General features: G+C 60.3%; 16 protein-coding genes (1 of these 16 running past the window's edge). 6 read left to right on the top strand and 10 right to left on the bottom strand.

The window, feature by feature from the left end; all coding sequences use genetic code 11:
• On the bottom strand, positions 1 to 630 hold the 5' portion of the coding sequence (locus tag ACTG2U_RS17100) for a ribonuclease T2 family protein (RefSeq protein ID WP_429012270.1). It extends 12 nt beyond the left edge of the window; the window shows 630 of its 642 coding nt (coding positions 1–630); its start codon is at positions 628 to 630; its stop codon lies beyond the left edge, outside the window.
• 203 nt (positions 631 to 833) lie between these two features.
• Here ACTG2U_RS17100 and ACTG2U_RS17095 point away from each other — a divergent pair, with 203 nt between their 5' ends.
• Positions 834 to 1,394: a gamma carbonic anhydrase family protein gene (locus ACTG2U_RS17095; protein ID WP_167571179.1), complete on the top strand. Its 561-nt coding sequence runs from the start codon at positions 834 to 836 to the stop codon at positions 1,392 to 1,394.
• Positions 1,395 to 1,466: 72 nt separating this feature from the next.
• On the opposite strand, the gene ACTG2U_RS17090 is transcribed toward ACTG2U_RS17095, so the two are convergent.
• Together ACTG2U_RS17090 and ACTG2U_RS17085 are read right to left on the bottom strand one after the other, a co-directional pair.
• Entirely contained in the window at positions 1,467 to 4,505 is a 3,039-nt protein-coding gene (locus tag ACTG2U_RS17090; RefSeq protein WP_439974821.1) for a cytochrome c peroxidase, read from the bottom strand.
• Between the two features lie 191 nt (positions 4,506 to 4,696).
• Complete coding sequence (locus ACTG2U_RS17085; RefSeq protein ID WP_302246325.1) at positions 4,697 to 5,605, bottom strand: SAM hydrolase/SAM-dependent halogenase family protein; 909 nt, start codon at positions 5,603 to 5,605, stop codon at positions 4,697 to 4,699.
• A gap of 198 nt (positions 5,606 to 5,803) precedes the next feature.
• Between ACTG2U_RS17085 and ACTG2U_RS17080 the strand changes: the two genes are divergently transcribed.
• Positions 5,804 to 6,268 carry a hypothetical protein gene (locus ACTG2U_RS17080; protein WP_216951997.1) on the top strand — a complete coding sequence of 155 codons (465 nt, stop codon included), beginning with the start codon at positions 5,804 to 5,806 and terminating at the stop codon, positions 6,266 to 6,268.
• A 217-nt stretch (positions 6,269 to 6,485) separates the two neighbouring features.
• Complete coding sequence (locus ACTG2U_RS17075; protein ID WP_439974820.1) at positions 6,486 to 7,736, top strand: DEAD/DEAH box helicase; 1,251 nt, start codon at positions 6,486 to 6,488, stop codon at positions 7,734 to 7,736.
• Between the two features lie 83 nt (positions 7,737 to 7,819).
• Here ACTG2U_RS17075 and ACTG2U_RS17070 read toward each other — a convergent pair whose 3' ends face one another.
• Together ACTG2U_RS17070 and cphA are read right to left on the bottom strand one after the other, a co-directional pair.
• Entirely contained in the window at positions 7,820 to 9,091 is a 1,272-nt protein-coding gene (locus ACTG2U_RS17070; protein ID WP_439974819.1) for a hypothetical protein, read from the bottom strand.
• A gap of 215 nt (positions 9,092 to 9,306) precedes the next feature.
• Positions 9,307 to 10,071 (bottom strand): CphA family subclass B2 metallo-beta-lactamase, encoded by a 765-nt coding sequence (gene cphA, locus ACTG2U_RS17065; RefSeq protein WP_201904536.1) that lies wholly within the window; start codon positions 10,069 to 10,071, stop codon positions 9,307 to 9,309.
• Positions 10,072 to 10,309: 238 nt separating this feature from the next.
• On the opposite strand from cphA, the gene ACTG2U_RS17060 reads away from it, so the two are divergent.
• A complete protein-coding gene (locus ACTG2U_RS17060; protein WP_439974818.1) occupies positions 10,310 to 11,275 on the top strand; it encodes a DUF4238 domain-containing protein in 966 nt (321 codons plus the stop codon).
• Positions 11,276 to 11,439: 164 nt separating this feature from the next.
• Here ACTG2U_RS17060 and ACTG2U_RS17055 read toward each other — a convergent pair whose 3' ends face one another.
• A complete protein-coding gene (locus tag ACTG2U_RS17055; protein WP_439974817.1) occupies positions 11,440 to 13,143 on the bottom strand; it encodes an amidase in 1,704 nt (567 codons plus the stop codon).
• Between the two features lie 126 nt (positions 13,144 to 13,269).
• Positions 13,270 to 14,367, bottom strand: a complete 1,098-nt coding sequence (gene aguA / locus ACTG2U_RS17050) for an agmatine deiminase (RefSeq protein ID WP_158110625.1) — start codon at positions 14,365 to 14,367, stop codon at positions 13,270 to 13,272.
• Positions 14,368 to 14,522: 155 nt separating this feature from the next.
• Between aguA and ACTG2U_RS17045 the strand changes: the two genes are divergently transcribed.
• The gene (locus tag ACTG2U_RS17045; RefSeq protein WP_439974816.1) at positions 14,523 to 15,476 is read left to right on the top strand and encodes a LysR family transcriptional regulator; all 954 of its coding nucleotides are present in this window, start codon (positions 14,523 to 14,525) and stop codon (positions 15,474 to 15,476) included.
• Between the two features lie 58 nt (positions 15,477 to 15,534).
• Here ACTG2U_RS17045 and ACTG2U_RS17040 read toward each other — a convergent pair whose 3' ends face one another.
• Positions 15,535 to 16,101, bottom strand: a complete 567-nt coding sequence (locus ACTG2U_RS17040) for a TetR/AcrR family transcriptional regulator (protein ID WP_439974815.1) — start codon at positions 16,099 to 16,101, stop codon at positions 15,535 to 15,537.
• 199 nt (positions 16,102 to 16,300) lie between these two features.
• Here ACTG2U_RS17040 and ACTG2U_RS17035 point away from each other — a divergent pair, with 199 nt between their 5' ends.
• Entirely contained in the window at positions 16,301 to 17,338 is a 1,038-nt protein-coding gene (locus tag ACTG2U_RS17035; RefSeq protein ID WP_439974814.1) for an alkene reductase, read from the top strand.
• 97 nt (positions 17,339 to 17,435) lie between these two features.
• Here ACTG2U_RS17035 and rpoS read toward each other — a convergent pair whose 3' ends face one another.
• Positions 17,436 to 18,419: an RNA polymerase sigma factor RpoS gene (rpoS, locus tag ACTG2U_RS17030; RefSeq protein WP_005335504.1), complete on the bottom strand. Its 984-nt coding sequence runs from the start codon at positions 18,417 to 18,419 to the stop codon at positions 17,436 to 17,438.
• Positions 18,420 to 18,464: 45 nt separating this feature from the next.
• Positions 18,465 to 19,535 (bottom strand): LysM peptidoglycan-binding domain-containing protein, encoded by a 1,071-nt coding sequence (locus tag ACTG2U_RS17025; RefSeq protein ID WP_429012257.1) that lies wholly within the window; start codon positions 19,533 to 19,535, stop codon positions 18,465 to 18,467.
• Positions 19,536 to 19,542 lie beyond the last annotated feature (7 nt).

The raw sequence follows: 19,542 nt of genomic DNA, 5'->3' as shown, positions 1-19,542 counted from the left end.
GCGCAGCAGGAAATCCGGCTGACCGCAGGAGCGGCGCTCGCGCTTTTGCATCTCGGCGGAGCAGGTGACCGCATCCGTCCCCTCTTTATTGACGCAAATATAGATCTCCCGCAGGAAGCGGCCACCATCGGCGCAAGCCACCGTGATGTTGTCGGGGGCCAGCCACTCGTTGGCGCTCGCCAGATCGGCCTTGAGCTGGAAGCTGGTTTTGCGCAGCGGCTCTTCCGGGGATTGATAGGCCGCCGGGATCTTCACCTTCTGACGCAGGTCGCTTGCCAGCTGATGGAAGGCCTGCTGGCTCAGGCCGGAGCAGGTGCCATGTTTCTCCCACTCATGGCGATAGAGGAAACGGCTGGGGTAGAGGTCGGCAAACTCGCTCTCCATATCGGGATCGAGCCGTTCGCGGGTGCAACTGCTGGGATAACCGCGATCGTACTGAGGCCAAAGACCATGCAGCACAAACCCCAGCTTGCGGGAACACTGGTCCCGATCCGCCGGTTTGACGGCACAATGCTCGGGCGACCAGGAGAGCGCCATGGCGTAATAGTCAAACTCCCCGGCCTCCCCTTTGGCCTGCACGGCCGAGGAGAGCAACAAACCACCCGCCAACAGGGCAATCATCTTCTTCATCTTTATATGTCCACCTTACGCGACTCGGGATGACAGCCATGCTCCCATATTCTGGCGGCGGGAAACAGCCATGCTGAGACGCCGCGCGACAAGGGTCAGACCAGTCAGGGCTTTCACCGAGGGGCAACGAGGGGTAAGCTGACCGACCGGTAGGCTCCTCGTCCACCACCCGATAATCCCTCTTGGCAACCACAGGATGTAACATGATCCGCAAGAATCCCTCCGGCCATCTGCCTGTCATCGACGAATCCGCCTATATCGACAAGACCGCCATCATCTGCGGCAAAGTGATCATCAAAGAGAATGTCTTTGTCGGCCCCTATGCGGTGATCCGCGCCGACGAAGTGGATGCCAACGGCGATATGGAACCCATCGTCATCGGCGCCAACTCCAATATTCAGGATGGCGTGGTGATCCACTCCAAATCCGGTGCCGCCGTCACCATCGGCGAGTACACCTCCATCGCCCACCGCTCCATCGTCCACGGGCCATGCGAAGTGGGGAACCGGGTCTTTATCGGCTTCAACAGCGTGCTGTTCAACTGCCATATCGGTGACGGTGCCGTGGTGCGTCACAACTCGGTGATCGATGGCTGCGATCTGCCGCCGGAGTTCTACGTCCCCTCCACCACCCGCATCAACCAGCAGAGCGATCTGACCCATATCCCGCGGGTTTCGGTAGATGCCGCCGAGTTCTCCGAGGACGTGGCCCACACCAATATCGATCTGGTCAAAGGGTACAAGGCGCTCTCCAACGAGTTCTGATCCTTTTCTTTAATTACCAGAGAACAAAACGGGCGCCGAGGCGCCCGTTTTTCATCTGACTCTATATGAAGGCTAGATGGCCCTGACGCAGGTGGCTGCATGAGCCTCATCCGCCAGATCCCACAGCGGGTCGCCGGTGCTCAGGTCGAGCAGCGGCAACTCACCATCGTCATTGGCAGTTGCATCGCTGCTCCAGTAGCGGTTGTAGAGCGGCCACCCCTGCTGCTGGAGCAACTGATCCGTCGCGCCATCCTTGTTGTAGGCGGCAAACAGCACCTCCAGCTCGGCCCGGGTCGGCAGACGCCAGTCATCGTGGCCGCGCGCCACCAACTGTTGGCAGTAATCCCGCGCCCGCGCTTGACCCATGGTCACATACTCCAGCGGGAAGGGATTGTAGTCACCATCGCTGTCACTGCTCACACCGTCATAGGAGATGGACAGACGCTCCGCCTCGTCCCTGGTCAGCTGGCAGACAAAGGCCAGCTTGCCCGCCACCAGCTCGGGTTGACGACAGCCTCGGGCAAAATCAGGCTGGGCATCGACCACCTGCACCGTCACGGTCAACGTGTGACGAGCCGTGGTCGCCACCAGTCGTGCCGTACCGACCGCCACACCGCGCACCTCGCCCTGCGGACTCACGGTAGCGAACTCCGGCTGTTCGCTGCGCCAATCAACAGGCGCATCGAGCGGACCGAGAGAGCCATCGCTCAGTTGCCACTGCAGTTGCAGAGGAAGCGTCCGCCCCACTTCCAGCTGAGGCTGGGCAGGCAGCACGGCCAAGCCGGTGATCACGGCTCCCACCGGAGCCGGGTCATCCACCTCACTCACCCCCAGCTCGGCAACAGTGGCCGGGGTGCGGCGCGGCTCGGCCGAGGCACTGCGCAAAAACTCGCCGATGGCATCGAGCTCGTCATTGCTGAGGCCAAGGGCATGCAGGTGATCGGAGGCTTTGGGGAAGAAGGGATCATATTGATCCGCACCGGTCGGGAAGCCGACCCCGCCGCTCCACTTGGTCACGCCAAAGTTGTACATAGCCACCACCCCCTGCACCGAGCCGCCGATACGTTGGGCCAGGATCGGGAAGATGCCGTTGTGCATATAGGGGCCGGTAAAGGCGACGTCCCGCAAGCTGGGGGTCTTGAAGCGACCGATATCTGCCTTGTTGCGGGTCTGCAGGAAGCGCCCGCGATCTTCCAGCTTGCCACGACCGTAATAGGTGAGCCCCACACTCTCGAACCCGTGCTGACTCAGCAGCGGGCCGGAGTGGCAGTTCATGCAGCGGCCATCGGTGCGGTAGAGGTGCATCCCCCACAGCGCCTTGTCACTGAGCGCCTGACTATCCCCTTTGACGAAGCGCTCAAAATCGCTGTCGCGGCTGATGATGGTGCGCTCGAAAGTGGCGATCGCCTTGGCGATCCGCTCCAGCGTGATCCCCTGATCGCCAAAGGCGGTGGCAAAGGCTGCCTGATAGTCGGGGCTGGCCTGCAAACGAGCCAGCAGCTCGTCATGGCTCAGCGCCATTTCGATGGGGTTCTGGATCGGGTGAAGCGACTGCTCCTCCAGCGTGGCGACCCGCCCGTCCCAGAACTGGGTCGAGCTGAAGGCACTGTTGAGGATGGAAGGAGCGTTGCGATTGCCCTTCTGGCCCAGATGACCGACCGAGACGCTCAGGCCGTCGCTCCACCCCTTTTGCGGATCGTGGCAACTGGCACAGCTGATGTCCCGCCCCTTGGAGAGCAGCTTGTCGAAAAAGAGCTGCTGACCCAGCACCACCTTGGCCCGGCTATAGGGGTTGTCGGCCGGGAAGGGAACCGCTGGCAGCGGCCCCAGCTCCTGCCATTCCACCCCTTCATCCACCCTGGCGGCAGGCCATTGGGCTGACGCGCCGCTGTACTGGGCGCGCAGAACCGCCATGTCCGGCTTGCTGCTGTCGCGCACCACGGAGGGTCGCACCGGATAGGGTGCCAGCGCATACCAGAGCAAACTGCCCTCTCCCTCATCCAGCCAGGTTCGGGTCGCCAGTTGATAGAGACGGGGTTGACCCGCACCATCCTGCAGCCAGATCTGGGCGGGCAGGCCAACAGCAAAGGTATTGGGATAGCGCCATGCCGACTTGTCACTGCTCAGCAGCCGTTCGAACTCGGTGAGGGTCGGCAGGCGCCAGTCGCTGCGGCCACAAGCGGTCAGCCCCGCAGCCAGTTGAGGCTGGCTGGCAACCTTCAACGCACTGGTGTCACTGCCATACAACCAGTACTGGCTACCCTTGACCCCACTGACCGTGCGCACATCGTGCAGGCACTGCCAGGGGCCACGCACCACCAGCAGCCCCTGTTCATCGAGACGCAGCAGATCTGCCGTCTCCGGCTCGTCCGGCTGGCTGGGGTTGGCGGGATAGAGCTGGGTACGGGCGGACTGGATCTGGGTACTGTTGCTGCGCTGATACCAGCTGCGCGCCTGCTTGTCATCGCGCAAGGCCAGCAGCATCTGCCAGCTGTCGGCATAGTCGAGCACGGCACCCGGCTGACGCTGGGCCAGCAGGAAGGCTGCATAATCCTGAAGAGCCGCCTGTTGTTGCAGGCGGATCTCCTCTGCTCTGCCCCACTCGGCCTGACTGAGGGAGCCATCTCCGCTCTGATCCGCCAGCAGGAAGAGCGCCGTATCCTCCTCGTTCAACCCCAGCCGCGGCACGCTGTTGCGGCGCGCCAGCGTGATCCCGGCAGAGAGATCCGCCACCCGCACCGATACCGCGCGCAGCAGATAGCCCTCGTCGCTACCGAGCAGCTCCAGTGGCTGATCCAGTTGCAGACCTGCTGGCAAGGTGATGCGGGCAAGCTGGCCCGGCTCGATGGCCTGCTGCACGCGGATCCCGGTGGCGACCTGTCTCACCTCGAGCTGTGCCCCCGCCCCCAGCCGATCGGCCACATTGACCTCAATGGTCAGAGGAACCCGGGTATGAGTTTCCGGCGGCACTGTTGGCGGCGTGATGGGCGGTTCGGTCGGCTTGACGACCGGTGGGGTCACCTCGGGTGAGGGGGCCACAGACGTATTGCTGTGATTGTCATTGCATGCGGTCAGAGCCAGCAGGCTGAGCAGTAAAAGGCTGGTTTTCATTCGGTATGGTTGGGAGGTCAGACAAGTGCGCGATTATCCAACCAAATACCAATCATTATCAATTGCATTCAATTAATGTGCTTTTTGACAACAACTTCTTATCAGCAACGCCTTACCACCCGATGAGAGAGGGCAGCCTCTTTGGCTGCCCTCTCTTGCTTCAAACCCGCTTGTCGAAAGCCCGACAATCTTCAGGAGCACTTCTTCAGGCTGATATGCCAGTTGGCACCGGATTGCACCTGATGCTTGGCAGCGAAGCTGTCCATGTTCAGCGCCACCGACACCTGCAGCAGACTGTTGAGGTAGACCAGCGGCTGACCTTCCGGCACATCACCGAAGCTGCTGACGTAAGGGGCCTTGCCGTCATATTTGACCACATCCCCTTCACGGATCTTGATGCAGGCGTTATCCCCCTTGTTGATCCCCGCCTTGGTCAGCAAGGCATCGTCGATATTGGTCCAGACGTTGCCGTACTGCACATCGAGGATCGGGATGGTGCCCTTGAGGGTGCCATCTTTCTCTGCTACCGCAGGCTGATAGGGGATCTTCACTACCTCGGCGGGCAGCAGCGGGCCCACCTGCTCGTAGCTGATGGCGCCGGAGGCTAGCCGTGCGCCGGTATAGGCATACACATCGCGGCCGTGGAAGGTGTAGGACTTCTCGGAACCCTTGAGGCGGTTGAGTTTCTCGTCGATCTGGCGCACCGCCTCGATGCCGAAGTGCTCGGCCACCAGGGTCAGGGTGCCGTTGTCCGGAGTCACGATGTAGTGACCGCTCTTGGTCTTGAGCACCACAGACTTGCGCTCGGTGCCGACACCGGGATCCACCACGCTGACAAACACTGTGCCCCTGGGCCAATACTGCAGGGTCTGGTAGAGGCGGTAGGAGGCTTCCCAGATGTTGTAAGCCGGGATCTCGTGGGTCAGGTCATAGAGCGGCAGGGTGCGATCCACCCCGAAGGCGACCCCCTTCATGGCCGACACGGCGCCATCTTTGAGGCCGAAATCGGTCTGGATCACCAGCGCTTCGTTGGCGGCGGCGATGCCGCTTGCCAGCATGAGGGCGAGCGCGATGGCGCGGGGTGTGGTGCGAATATCCATATCTGAACTCCTGAATCATCTGAGGATAACGAAACGGCGATAGCCATTTAGACATCCAGACTGCCACCAATGGATTTTTTTGCAAGGGGTTTGCAACAAAGTGAGGGACGACTCGCAGAAATTGTGCTCGCAAAACGTCGGCGGCGGGGGTATCAAAGGCAGAATGGGAAAACGTTTACAATACAGGAGCTCAGCACCATGACACAACCCGTACCGGAGATGATGACCCTGCTGCTGGAGATTGGTGAACAGAGCAGTCAGCTCTGGCTGAGCCAGCCAGATGCGGCCCCGTCACACTACCCGCTGGCCTTTGGCACCCACGCCATCCAGCCCGGACCGTTTCGCAATGCGCCACCCACCCCGCTCGAACTGGAGCGGGCCATCATGGTGGTGGAAGATGAGCTGATGCGCATCGCCCCACAGATCCCGCCCGGCTTGCAGCTGACCCTGCGCAGCCAGCCATCGCTGGCCGAAGCGCTGGGGGACAATGAACTCAGCCGGGATCTGGTGGAGCAAGCCTTTGGCCAGCTGGCCGCGATGGCGGAAGGGGATCCCCTCACCGCCAGCTTGCTGCCACGCGACGAGCACTTTGCCGCCGTGCTGCTGATCGTCAGGGAGTGGCTGCACCATCTGGCCAGCGAGAGCGTGCTGATCGTGGAGTAGTGTCATGGCTGATGCCCCTTGCACTGCCGACTCGCGGTAAAACAGAAGCGCGGCGACGAGGTCCTGCGCCACCGCCATGCGCAGCATGCAAAACCGGGAGCTATGCGCCCTTGCTCATCATCGCCTTCTGCCGCGCCCCCAGCTTCTGTTACCATCGCGGCCACGATCACTCATTGCATCGCGGCCGCTGGCCACGATAACCCCGACTGGTGCCCCTATGTCCACAGCCTCCTTTGCCGAACTGGCCCTCTCCCCCCGTCTGCAGCAGACCCTGACCGAGCTCGGCTATGCCGCCCCCACCCCCATTCAGGCTCGTGCCATCCCCGTCATTCTGGCAGGGCGGGATCTGATGGCGGGGGCCCAGACCGGCACCGGCAAAACCGCCGCCTTTGTGCTGCCGCTGCTGGAGCAGTTGCTGGCGCAGCCGCAAGCAGAATCCCCGCGCCCAATCCGTGCGCTGGTGCTGGTGCCGACCCGCGAGCTGGCGGTGCAGGTCGCCGAGAGCGTCGCGCGCTACGGCCAGGGCACCGGTCTCACCAGCACGCTGGTCTACGGCGGGGTGAGTATCGCGGCGCAGGTAGAGGCGCTTCAAGCCGGGGTGGATATCCTGATCGCCACCCCGGGCCGCCTGCTCGACCATTTGCGTCAGGGGGCATTGAGCCTGGATAGCCTGCGCCATCTGGTGTTTGACGAGGCGGATCGCATGCTCGACATGGGCTTTATGGACGAGATCAAGGCGCTGCTCAAACAGCTCCCGGGGGATCGCCAGACCCTGCTCTTCTCCGCCACCTGCGACGACAACCTGTTTGCCCTCTGCAAGGTGCTGCTGCGCGACCCGGAGCTGATTGAAGTGGCGCCGCGCAACACCACGGCGGCCGAGGTGGAGCAGCGGGTTTATACGGTGGACAGCGATCGCAAGCTGGCGCTGGTCGAACACATGCTGAAAGTGAAAGGGTGGGCACCGGCGCTGATCTTCAGCCGCACCCGCCAAGGGGCGGACAAGCTAGCCCAGCAGCTTGGCAAGGCTGACATCAATGCCCTCGCCTTCCACGGCGATCTGTCGCAAAGCGCGCGGGAAAAAGTGCTGCTGGAGTTTCGCGCCGGTACCCTGCAGGCGCTGGTCGCCACCGACGTGGCAGCCCGCGGCATCGATATCACGGATCTCAACTATGTGATTAACCTCGAATTCCCGTTTGTGGCGGAGGATTACGTCCACCGTATCGGGCGCACCGGCCGTGCCGGCAACAAGGGGCTCGCCATCACCCTGTTCAGCCCGGAAGATGCGCCGCTGCTGGAGAAGGTGGAAGCGGTGCTCGACACCCGCCTGCCCCAGCAGTGGTTCCCGGGCTTTGAGCCGGATCTCACCCGCTTCGAGCCCGAGCCGCGCCGCAACAGCAAGGCGGCCCAGAAGCAGCGCGCCAGAAAGCAGGCGCTCGCTGGCAACAAGGGTGGCAAGGGCAAGCGTTAAGCCGCTCCTGCGCCGCCAACAAAAAACGCCCGCATGGGCGTTTTTTGTTATCTGACAGGGGCCAGCTCTTGGCAAGTCACCCCCTAGCGGGTCGCCAGCACCAGTGGCAGGGATCGCAAGATCTGCCGCTCCGCCAGGGTCGAGAGGATAAACATCACCATATAGCCGAGCCCCTGCGCCACGATAATCGCCACCACGTTGGCGGTGAACTCGGCCACCAGATAGTAGGCGGCAACCAGCGCCACTATGCCCGCCAGCCGGATCAGCAAACTCTGGGTAAAGTGACCGTGAGCCTTGATATAGGCGAGCTGATAGCCGTTAAGCATCATAAAGATGAAGAAGATAGAGAAGTGGAACAGTACAGGCACCGCCCCCACGTAGTCGGCGGGGAAGAACAGCAACACCAGCGGCTTGCCCGCCAGCAGCATCAAGCCAAAGAAGGCCAGACTGACGATGGCGGAGAGGCGGAAGATCCAGCGGCGGATCAACCTTATCTGGCGGTGATCGCCATTGCGCAGATTGACCGCCAGCTCAGGCAGCACAAAGCGGTAGATGGGGAAGACAAACAGGGTGGTCATATAGGTAAAGATGGGGCGCACCACCACCTGAAAATCCCCCAGCTCGTCGATGCTGAAGTGGCGGATGGTGAGCAGCACAGTGATGTAAATCATCAGGATGCTGGCCCCCGCCTCCAGCGAGGCGGTAAAGCTCTTCTTCACATAGCTCACCATCTCGGGGCCGAGCGCCACCTTGGCGAGCGGCTTGGTGGCGATGGCCCGGCGCCGCGAAACATACATATAACCGGCGATGGCGAGCGACGAGAAGGTCAGCCCGTAGAAGAGCGAAGGGAGCGCATCCATCCCCAGTCCGAAATAGCAGGCCATAAACAGCAGACCGTTGGCCAGCGGCTCCAGCCAGGTGACCCGGTTGGAGAGCGCATACATCCGGTACATGGCCACCAGATTGGTGAAGTAGACCTTGAGCCCCAGCCCGAAGATGACCCCCACCAGTTGCAGATACTCCACCCGGATATGGAGCCCGTGCTTGATATAGGGGATCACCGCCCCCCAGGTGAGCAACACGATGCCGATGAGGAAGTAGCGGAAGATATTGATGATGTCCCGATCGCTTTTGGTCTGGGAGTAGCTCACCACCATGGAGGAGCGAAAACCTGTCATCAGGATAAAGGAGAGGGAGATCAAATCCACCACGCTGTTGAACAGCGCCAGCTCCCCCTTGGCGACCCACTGCGCCAACCACACCTTGAAGGCGAAGCCGATAACGATGCTGACCAGCGAGGCCCACATCCCGGTGATAAAGGCCTGCTTGAGGCGCGCGAGAGAGGCGTATTGCATAACGAAAATGGATAACTTTCAGGGAAAAGAGAGAGGGCCATCTTATGAAAGCCTCCCTCCCTTGAACAGCGTTAATGCCACGCACTCACAGCCACCAAAAAAACCGCAAACGCAAAACCCCCGCTTATTTCCTGAAAGCGGGCGTTTTGTGGTGTGCCGTTATGGCTGCTGATTGCAGCAATGGCACGGCTTGCTACCAGTCTGTCGCGCAACCCTTATGACTGCGGCGCCGCCTTGATCAGCTCCTCGTAGTGATCAATCAGCTCGGGGCCGTGCAGCGGCGAGTCGTGACCGCCAATCACCGTCTTGATCGGCAGCTTCATCGCCTTGAGTCGCTCGATGGTCTGCGGATAGGCCTTCACATTGGCAAAGCTCAGGTTGCCCAGCTTCTCCTTGAGGATGCAGTTGCCATAGAGCACCTGCTCGTCGGGGAAGTAGACAAAGATGCCGTCCGGCGTGTGGGCCGGGCCCGCGTAGAAGGCGCGCACCTTGCCCTCTTGCAGGGTGAAGTCGCCATCGTGCACCACGTTTGGCAGCACCAGCGGCAGATCCGGGTACTCCGGCAGCCCCTTGCGGGTAAAGGCGACAATCTCGGCCCAGTCGCTCTTCATCAGATCCCGGGTCTGGCGAGTCGCCACCACCTTGGCCCCGATGGACTTCCAGTAGGCGTTACCGCCCGCACGGTCGGTGTGGTAGTTGGTGTTGATCACTTCCAGCACCGGCTTGCTGCTGACTCTTTTTATCAGCTTGTGCAGCTCGCGGGCGGTATCCGGCGTCCAGGTCGCCCCCACCACAGTCACCCCCTTGGCCCCGAAATAGACCATGGAGTTCTCTTTGACGTAGTAGTTGTCTTCAACAACATAGACAGGGCCGCTCACCTGCTTGAGGGAGATCCCCGCCGCCCGCACGCTGCCACCCCAGAAACTCGCCATCAGCACCACGGCCCCGGCCAATGTGCACTTCATCCAACCTTTCATCATCTTGCTCCCTCGAACCAACCGCCCCCTCGCCACCCCTGTGGCAAGCCGGGCCTTTTAAGCAGTGGGCAGAAGATACGGGGGATTTGTGAGGGGAAAATGAGGTTGTGTGAAGTCTGAGTGAAGTCAGGGGGAATGCAGAAAAATCAGGGGGGAATCGGCGGCCTCTCGGCCACGATCTATTCGCGAACGTCCGAATACGCTTCGCTATTCAGTTTCTACGGCTCTACGAAATGAGCATATGGCGCACAACATACGAAATGTACATGAGCCGAAATGCTGGGAATCCCTGAATATCCCAAGTTACAATGAGCAGGGAAATCACCTTAAACAGCTTCAATTGGAGGTATGGATGGGAAGGCAAGCTGGGCACCATTATATTCCGGCTAGCTATTTAGCTGGATTTACCATGGACAATAATAAAAGTGCACAATTTTGTGTAGTTCCCGTCGATGGGAAAAAAACTTATAAAACTAGCCCTACCAATGTTTGTAAATCAAGAGATTATTACTCTCTTCCTGGATTGGCAGACAGCTTATCAATTGAAAAATTCTATGCCACAGATATTGAACCAAAAATAAAACTTACTTTAGATTTTATGGAAAATAATAAAGCTATACCATCTAAAGAAGATTTGACTGGCCTATTTTTATTAGGTGCCACTTTGTGGTTAAGAAACCCAAAGAGAAGAAACTTACTAACTGAAAATTTACTTTATATAGAGAACTTCATTGATGATGGCTTAAGTGATGGAATCAAAGTAACTAACAGACATAAACTCATGGCAACAAAAGGTAATATCATATCAGCGGAGCTAACATCGTTAAAAATAGCTATTAACTCCTTTAGTAATAAACACTTTCAACTCTTCATATCTGAACCTTCACAAAAGTTCATTACATCTGATAACCCATGTTATATCAGCCATCGAGATATGATGAAAGGAATATATTTAGGTCTCGATACACCTGAAAATGAAATCTGTTTTCCTATTAATAAAAATATGGCAGTGATAGCGAGAAATGAACCTTGTAAACAGTCAACATTTAAAGCAGATGAAAAATTTGTTTCGCTATTAAACACAAAAATAGCGGGAACTGCTCAGAGGTATTTCTTCACAGCAGAAGACTCTGTACTTTTGTTAGATAAAGACATGAAAACATATGAACATTTATTTAAGTCATCAGAAAGCTGGCATCAAAAATAACACTTTCCACACATCCATCTAACTATGGAAATTAATTCCAATCACTTGCTTACATTTACTTACTGGGTTGAGGATGGAAAATAAAAAAACCACCCACATAGTGATGGGTGGTTATATTTTCATTATCCCCAGACGAACACGGGCTATTTAGCCCTAACCACCAATCACCCCAACGGCGGCGTGCGTGGCGGCACCATACGCTTGCTGCCGGTGGATTCAAAGGCCGAAGCGAAGCGCAGCAGGTTGTTGTCGTCATAGGCGCGACCGGCGAAGGTCAGGCCTACCGGCATACCGATATCGGCCATCACGCCCATCGGGACGGTGACGGTCGGCACGCCGAGGTGGCGAATGGCGAGGTTGCCGTTGGCTACCCAGATGCCGTTGCTCCAGGCGATATCGGCGGAGGCCGGATTCACATCCGCATCAGCCGGCGCGACGTCAGCGACGGTGGGGAACAGCACGGCGTCGAGCTTGAGCCCGTCCATCCAGTCTTCCAGATCCAGCTTGCGAGTCTTCTCCAGACCGCGCAGGCCATCCGGCACTGTGGCGATCTCGTCCCAGGATTTCAGGCCGCGCTTGGCCATATTGACGTACTCATCCATGCCCGCCGCCAGATCGCCCTCGCGGTTCGGCAGGGTGCCCGGATCGTGGGGGAAGATCTTCGGCCCATCGACATCAGCCAGCTTGTTCAACTTGGGATCGCCGTTGGCGCGCAGGAAGTCGTCGAACGCCCAGCCGGAGAGCTCCCACAGCTCGTCGTTGAGAAACTCCGGACTCACGATGCCGCGATTGAACACGGTCGGCGCGCCGGGTCGGTCACCTTCGCAGTTGGATACCAGCGGGAAGTCCACTTCGATGACCTCCGCACCAGCGGCTTCCAGCGCCTTGCGTGCATCTTCCCAGAGGGCGATCACGGTCTCTCGGGTATGGATGCGCTGACCGGTCGGGCCGCCGATACCGGGGTTTTCGCTGGTGCCGGCCAGTTCATCCTTGTTGATAAACATACGCGGCACGCCGAGGCGCTTGCCCTTGAGGGCATCGGCCTTGGCTGCCAGCTCCAGATAGGAAGCAGGACGCACTTCGGATGCCTTGGGCAGCTGCACCCAGGGCTGCATGCGCCACAGATCGCCACGGGTATCGGCATCGTCGGCGACCACTACGTCGAGCACTTCCAGCAGATCGGCCATGGTGCGGGCGTAGGGTACGACCACATCCATGGTCGGGGTCAGCGGCCAGTTGCCGCGCACCGAGATGACGCCACGGGACGGGGTGTAGGCGCACAGGCCGTTGTTGGAGGCGGGGCCACGGCCGCTCGACCAGGTCTCTTCGGCCAGACCGAAGGCGGAGAAGCTGGCGGCGGTGGCAGTACCGGCACCGTTGGAGGAGCCGGAGGCAAAGGGCGCGGTCAGGTAGTCGGCGTTGTAGGGGCTCTCGGCACGGCCATAGACGCCGCGCTGCATGCCGCCATTGGCCATTGGCGGCATATTGGTTTTGCCAAGGCAGATGGCACCGGCGGCGCGCAGCCGCTCAACGGTAAAGGCATCGCGCTGGGCCACCAGATCCTTGAAGGCCGGGCTGCCGGAGGCGGCGGTCAGCCCCTTGACCAGATAGCTGTCTTTGGCGGTGTAGGGGATGCCGTCGAGCGGCCCCAGGGTCTCGCCACGGGCACGGCGGGCATCGGAAGCCTCGGCCTCTTTCAGCGCATCGGGATTGACGACCACCACGGCGTTGAGTTTGGTGGCAGTCTCGGGGCCGTTGTAGGCCTCGATACGGGCCAGATAGGCCTTGACCAGTTCGACCGCTGTGGTGCGGCCTGATTCGAGCGCGGCACGCAGCTCGGCAATGGAAACTTCGGTCACTTCGATCATTTAGGATCTCCTGTAAAAGGGTGACTGTTTGTCATGATGATCGCCGCATCTGCGCCTGCGACCATCACACCATCAAGGGATAAAACCCCACGGCGTGGGGTTTTTAATACTCACCGGAACCGGTTCTTATTTGCCGGAAGGAATTTGCTGAGTAATGCAGTGAATATTGCCACCGCCCAGCAGGATCTCGCGAGCCGGCACGCCGATCACGGTGTGCTCCGGGAAGATCTCTTCCAGAATGCGCTGGGCTTCGCCATCGGTGGCGGCATCCAGCAGCGGATAGACGATGCGATCGTTGGTGATCAGGAAGTTCACATAGGAACCGGCCAGACGGCCCTCTGCCTCGCGCGGCACACCGCTGCCGCTCTCGACACCGGCAGACTCCTCTTCAGTGCAGAACAGCGGGCCCGGCTGGGGCAGCTTCCACACTTTCAGCTTGCGACCCTTGGCATCGACCGCCGCTTCCAGCACCTTGAGGGCAGCCACGGAGCGGGCGTACTGGGGATCGTTCTGGTCGTCAGTCCAGTGCAGGGCCACTTCACCCGGACGCACGAAGCAGCACATGTTGTCGATGTGGCCGTCGGTTTCGTCCATATAGACGCCTTCGTCCAGCCAGATAAAGCTGGTGACGCCCAGATAGTCGCGCAGGTGAGCTTCGATCTGCGCTTTGGTCAGGTGCGGGTTGCGGTTTTCGTTGAGCAGGCACTCGGCGGTGGTCAGGCAGGTGCCTTCGCCATCGACGTGGATGGAGCCCCCTTCCAGAATCAGCGGCGCGTCGTAGCGAGCCATGCCGTGCTGGGCCAGCATCTGGGCAGCGACCTCTTCATCCTGATTCCACGGGTAGTAGAGGCCGCCCTTGTGACCGCCCCAGGCGTTGAAGCCCCAATCCACCCCACGGCACTCGCCGGCAGCGTTGGTGACGATGGTGGGGCCGGTATCGCGGGCCCAGCAGTCATCGCTATCCATTTCGACCAAGGTGACGTGAGCGGGCATGATGGCGCGAGCCTGCTCCATAAACTGGGCCGGTACCCCCATAAAGACCGGGGTGGCGCCACCGATGGCATCGGCCACCTTGGCGAAGGTCTCTTGCGCGAAGCGACCGGCTACGCGCCAGTTGTCCGGGCGAAACGGCCAGATCATCCAGACGGCCTGCTGGTGCGCCCACTCGGCAGGCATGGTGAAGCCGTCGGCGGCCGGCGTGGAGTTAATGGTCTTGATGCTCATCGCAAGGCTCCTTGCATGGATTGAGGCCCCCGTTTACGCCCGATGCGGTGCGGGAACCCGGAAAAATAAGAGTGGGTCGCAGATTAAGACGTTGCGCCCCCATCCATCAAATGAATAGGATGGATTGTCCCATAAACACGGCGAATAATCCCCCCATGAAACTGCACCAGCTCGACCTCAATCTGCTGCTCGCGTTTGACGCCCTGATGACGCAGGGCAGCGTCACCCGCGCCGCCGAAGCGCTCTTTATCAGCCAGCCCGCCATGAGCCACTCCCTTAACCGGCTGCGTACCTTTCTCGGTGACCCGCTGCTGGTGCGCACTCCGCAGGGGATGCTGCCGACCCCGCGCGCCCAGCGGCTGCACCTCGGGGTGCAGCAGGCGCTGCGGCTGCTGGAGCAGCAGCTCACCGAGGAAGAAGAGTTCGAGCCGAGCCAGTCGAAGCGGCGCTTCGTGCTCTGCACCACAGATTACGTGGAGTGTGTGCTGATCCCGCCGCTGATCCAGCGCCTCAGACGGCTGGCGCTGGGGGTCACCATCGAGATCCGCATCCTGCGCGACACCCTGCCCGAAGCCGAGCTGGCAAGCGGCGAGATCGATCTGGTGCTGGGCTTTGACGAGTACATGCAGGTGCCGGGGTATCTTGGCAAAGAGACCTGGCTCACCGAGCCGCTGGCCGGGCTGGTGCGCGCCGATCTGCCCATTGCCAAATCGGCCCCCGCCGGGGCCGAGGATGACCCCTCCCTGTGGCAGGAGCGCATCACCCTGCAGCAGCTCATCGCCATGCCCCATGTGTTCCACTCGCCCCTTGGCACCTCGGAGGCGAGCCTCGACCGCTATCTGAAGAGTCAGGGCTTTAGCCGCACCATCTCGGTCAACAGCCAGAGTTATATGTCCGCCGCCGCCATCGTCAGCCAGAGCGATCACCTGCTGGTGCTGCCCAGCATGGTAGCCGAGCTGCTCGCCACCCACTGGCCGCTGAAAAGCCTGCCGCTGCCCGACGACGTGCCGGATTATCATCTCAACTGCGTCTGGCACCCCGTGCACGCCCAGCAACCGGCGCTGGTGTGGCTGAAAGATTTGATGAAGGAACTGGTGGGGCCGAGGTAACCCTCCCGCAAACAACAGTGGCTCCCAAGGGAGCCACTGTTGTTGCTGCGGTATCGCGTTACGCCCGCAAGGCCCGCATCAGCTGGGCGACTACGTCGTCGAGCAGGGGGCGATCGGGGCGACACTGGGCGAAAGTGACCAGCCCTTGCAGGTTGATCAGCAGCAGGGCGGTGAGGGTGTGGATATTGCTATCCGGGGCCAGTTCACCCTTGGCCTGCGCCTGTGTCAGCAACTCGGCCAGATCCTGCTCCAGCTCGCCATAGATCCCCTTGACCCGCTGGGTCAGTTCCTCATCCTGCTCGCTCAGCTCCATCATGGTGCGGGTCACCAGACAGGAGCCGCAGAGCGCCTCCCCCACAATCCGGTCGAGATAGGCAGCAAGGCCCGCCAGCGGGCTCCGGTTGTCGAGCAATGAGCGGCGCAGGGTGCGTTTACCCTCGACATAATGATCCACCGCCGCCAGCAGCAGGCCGCGCTTGTTGCCAAAGGCGCCGTAGATGCTGCCCGGATGGAGGCCGGTGGCGGCCACCAGCTCCTGCATGGTGGTCTTGGCATATCCCTTGGCGCGAAACGCTTCCATGGCATTTCGCAGTACCTCGTCCCGATCAAACTCGGCTATGCGCATGGTTCCTCCCGTGGGAAATGGTTCACCGGCAAGGGGCAACAGGGCCCGCCGATAAAGAGTGGCTGGAAAGGGCGGCAAGTTTACCCCAGCCGCCCGCTCGGGCCAACCTTCTTGAACGCGCATTCAAAAAAAGCTTGCGCCCGACGCAAAAAACGTCTTGAATGCACGTTCAAGAATAACCCGTTCAGGACAACCTATCATGAATACCCTGTTTCAGCCGTATCGACTCAATGACACTCTGACCCTGGCCAACCGTTTCATGATGGCCCCGCTCACCCGCTGCATGGCAGGCCCAGGTCTGGTGCCGACCGAGCAGATGGCAGCCTATTACGGCCGCCGCGCCGACATCGGCCTGATTGTTTCCGAGGCCGTCATCATCCGCCCCGACGGGCAGGGCTACCCCAATACACCGGGCCTCTTCACCCAGGCGCAGATCGATGGCTGGAAGAAAGTGACCAGCGCCGTACACGCCAAAGGCGGCAAGATCTTCGCCCAGCTGTGGCACGTCGGCCGCCTCTCCCACCCCTTCTTCCATCAGGCTGAAGTGCTGGCTCCCTCTGCCGTGGCGCACGAGGGCACTGTGCCCCGCATGCGCGAGCTGACCTATCAGGTGCCGCGCGCCCTGACCGAGGCGGAAATCGCCCAGCTGGTACAGGATTACGCCCAGGCCGCAGCCAACGCCATCGAGGCGGGCTTTGACGGGGTGGAGATCCACGGTGCCAACGGCTACCTGATCGACCAGTTCCTGCACCACTCCACCAACCTGCGCACCGACAACTACGGTGGCAGCCCGGAAAAGATGAGCCGCTTCGCGCTGGAAGTGGTCGATGCCATCAGCGCCCGCATCGGCGGTGATCGGGTTGGTATTCGCCTCTCCCCGGGTGCCTATGTCCATCTGGCGGGCAGCCCGGAAGATCGCGCCGTGTTCGACTATCTGCTGTGCAAGCTGAACGATCGCCCGCTGGCCTATATCCACCTCGGCATCTTCGATGACAACCTCACCTTCGATTATCTGGGTGGCCGCGCCTCCGACTATCTGCGTGCCCACTACAAGGGCAATCTGGTCGGGGTGGGCAACTACGACGCCGAGCGCGCCGCAGCGGCCATCGAGGCTAACCGCTTCGATCTGGTGGCTATCGGTCGTCCACTTATCGCCAACCCGGACTACCTCACCAAGGTGAAGAAGGGAGAAGCGCTGGTGCCCTACGCCGACACCATGCTGGCTGAGCTGGTATAACCACGAAGCCATCGCCAGACCACAGGCAATAAAAAACGAGGGGAGCAGTTGCTCCCCTCGTGCTATCTGGCTGATGCGCTGATCAGTTGGTGCGGACTTAATTGGTACGAAATAGCGCCTCGATGGAGAGCCCCTGGCTCAGCAGGATCTCCCGCAGACGGCGCAGCCCCTCGACCTGGATCTGGCGTACCCGCTCGCGGGTCAGGCCAATCTCGGCCCCCACATCCTCGAGGGTAGCGGGCTCGTAGCCCAGCAGACCGAAACGACGGGCCAACACTTCCCGCTGCTTGGGGTTGAGCTCCTCAAGCCAGTGGACAATGCTGCTGCGCATATCATCTTCCTGTGACTCCAGCTCCGGCCCCATGCCGCGCTCGTCGGAGAGGACATCCAGCAGCGCCTTGTCGCGATCGCCACCTATGGGGGTGTCCACCGAGGTGATCTTCTCGTTGAGCTTGAGCATGCGGTTCACATCATCCACCGAACGATCCAGCGCGAAGGCGATATCCTCGGCGGTCGGTTCATGATCGAGACGGTGAGAGAGTTCGCGCGCGGTGCGCAGGTAAACGTTTAACTCTTTGACCACATGAATGGGCAGACGGATGGTGCGGGTCTGGTTCATGATGGCCCGCTCTATGGTCTGACGGATCCACCAGGTGGCATAGGTAGAGAAACGGAAGCCGCGCTCGGGGTCGAACTTCTCGACCGCACGGATAAGACCGAGGTTGCCCTCTTCGATAAGATCCAGCAGCACCAACCCGCGGTTGTTGTAACGACGGGCGATTTTCACCACCAGCCGCAGGTTGGATTCGATCATGCGCTTGCGGGCGGCCTTGTCACCTCGCAAGGCACGACGGGCGTAGTAGACTTCCTCTTCGGCAGTGAGCAGCGGGGAGAAACCTATCTCCCCCAGATAGAGTTGCGTGGCATCCATCACCTTGTTCAGCTCAGGTGCCAGCAATTCATCGGAGATAGTCTCGTCCGCCTCGGCGGCTACCTCCTGCAACTCTTCTACCTCGTGAGATTCGGGTTCAGCGTCAAACTCTAACTCTGCATCCTGCATTACCAGTTGTTCTTGGCTCATGGTGTGTCTCCCTGACGTTACCAGAGTAAGACGGTCTCTCTGGGGTTAACGCTTTGGCAAATAGCTCATCGGATTGATCGACTTGCCTCTGTACCGGATCTCGAAATGCAATCGCACATCCGGCGCGTCCGTGCTACCCATGTTGGCAATGACCGAGCCCCCCTTGACGCTGTCCCCTTCCTTCACCCGCAACTCGTCGTTGTGTGCGTAAGCGGAGAGATAGTCATCATCATGCTTGAGGATAATCAGCTTGCCGTACCCCCTTAAAGCACTGCCAGCGTATACCACTTTACCGCTGCTGGCGGCGTAGACGGGTTGCCCCTTCTGGCCGGCTATGTCGATCCCCTTGTTACCCTGTTCTGCAACAGAGAACCCCTCGACAATCCGGCCTTTTGCGGGCCAGTGCCAAGCAAGTCTCGACTGGGAGTTGTTTATTTTTTGTTCTTTGGACTGAGCGTATTCCTTCGGTGCTGCCTGAGCAACGGATTTCTGAGAGATGAACGGCGTGGTCTGACCAGATCCACTCGGCTCGGCCAACGGACGCGGACCGCTGCTCGGACGGCTCACGGCCACCGGCGTCACGGTTGCCGGACGAGTCGCAGCTACCATCTGGGTCGAACCGCCGCCTGCGGTCTGGACATTGAGCACCTGACCCGGTTGCAGCGCATAGGGGGCGCTCAGGTTGTTGCTCTGGGCCAGCGCCTGCGGCGTCATGCCGAACTGGCGGCCAATGCTGCTCAGGGTATCGCCGCGGCGCACCTCATAGGTACCGGCACTGCGGCTGCTGCCAACACTGGCGCTGGAACCATCGAGTCGCAGTCGCTGCCCCGGATAGATGTTGTAGGGCGGGCTGATGTTGTTGAGGCTGGCCAGCGACGGCACATCGTTGCCGGAGTTGAAGGCGATGGAGTAGAGGGTATCGCCCCGTTTCACCACATAGCTGCCGCCCTGAATGGGGGCGCTGACCTGGGCACCGCTTTGGCGAGCCGGAATGGTCGAGACAAACTGCCCCTCATCAACACCATCTACCGGAGCTGCATTTTTACTGGAGGAGCAGGCAAGCAGCAGCCATGACAACACCACGACACTGCTTCCTTGCCAAATACGCGAACGCATAATGGAT

The sequence above is a fragment of the Aeromonas sp. 95A genome (genome assembly GCF_051919235.1).
GTDB lineage: Bacteria > Pseudomonadota > Gammaproteobacteria > Enterobacterales > Aeromonadaceae > Aeromonas > Aeromonas veronii.
Note: the sequence above shows the minus strand (reverse complement) of the source record. Positions and strands in the feature narration are given on the sequence as shown.

Coding starts and splice junctions, on each gene's coding strand:
- ACTG2U_RS17090 (WP_439974821.1), bottom strand. CDS start 4,505: ATGAAAACCAGCCTTTTACTGCTCAGCCTGCTGGCTCTGACCGCATGC.
- ACTG2U_RS17025 (WP_429012257.1), bottom strand. CDS start 19,535: ATGCGTTCGCGTATTTGGCAAGGAAGCAGTGTCGTGGTGTTGTCATGG.
- ACTG2U_RS17080 (WP_216951997.1), top strand. CDS start 5,804: ATGACACAACCCGTACCGGAGATGATGACCCTGCTGCTGGAGATTGGT.
- ACTG2U_RS17040 (WP_439974815.1), bottom strand. CDS start 16,101: ATGCGCATAGCCGAGTTTGATCGGGACGAGGTACTGCGAAATGCCATG.
- aguA (WP_158110625.1), bottom strand. CDS start 14,367: ATGAGCATCAAGACCATTAACTCCACGCCGGCCGCCGACGGCTTCACC.
- cphA (WP_201904536.1), bottom strand. CDS start 10,071: ATGATGAAAGGTTGGATGAAGTGCACATTGGCCGGGGCCGTGGTGCTG.
- ACTG2U_RS17075 (WP_439974820.1), top strand. CDS start 6,486: ATGTCCACAGCCTCCTTTGCCGAACTGGCCCTCTCCCCCCGTCTGCAG.
- ACTG2U_RS17070 (WP_439974819.1), bottom strand. CDS start 9,091: ATGCAATACGCCTCTCTCGCGCGCCTCAAGCAGGCCTTTATCACCGGG.
- ACTG2U_RS17055 (WP_439974817.1), bottom strand. CDS start 13,143: ATGATCGAAGTGACCGAAGTTTCCATTGCCGAGCTGCGTGCCGCGCTC.
- ACTG2U_RS17085 (WP_302246325.1), bottom strand. CDS start 5,605: ATGGATATTCGCACCACACCCCGCGCCATCGCGCTCGCCCTCATGCTG.
- ACTG2U_RS17060 (WP_439974818.1), top strand. CDS start 10,310: ATGGCGCACAACATACGAAATGTACATGAGCCGAAATGCTGGGAATCC.
- ACTG2U_RS17095 (WP_167571179.1), top strand. CDS start 834: ATGATCCGCAAGAATCCCTCCGGCCATCTGCCTGTCATCGACGAATCC.
- ACTG2U_RS17035 (WP_439974814.1), top strand. CDS start 16,301: ATGAATACCCTGTTTCAGCCGTATCGACTCAATGACACTCTGACCCTG.
- rpoS (WP_005335504.1), bottom strand. CDS start 18,419: ATGAGCCAAGAACAACTGGTAATGCAGGATGCAGAGTTAGAGTTTGAC.
- ACTG2U_RS17045 (WP_439974816.1), top strand. CDS start 14,523: ATGAAACTGCACCAGCTCGACCTCAATCTGCTGCTCGCGTTTGACGCC.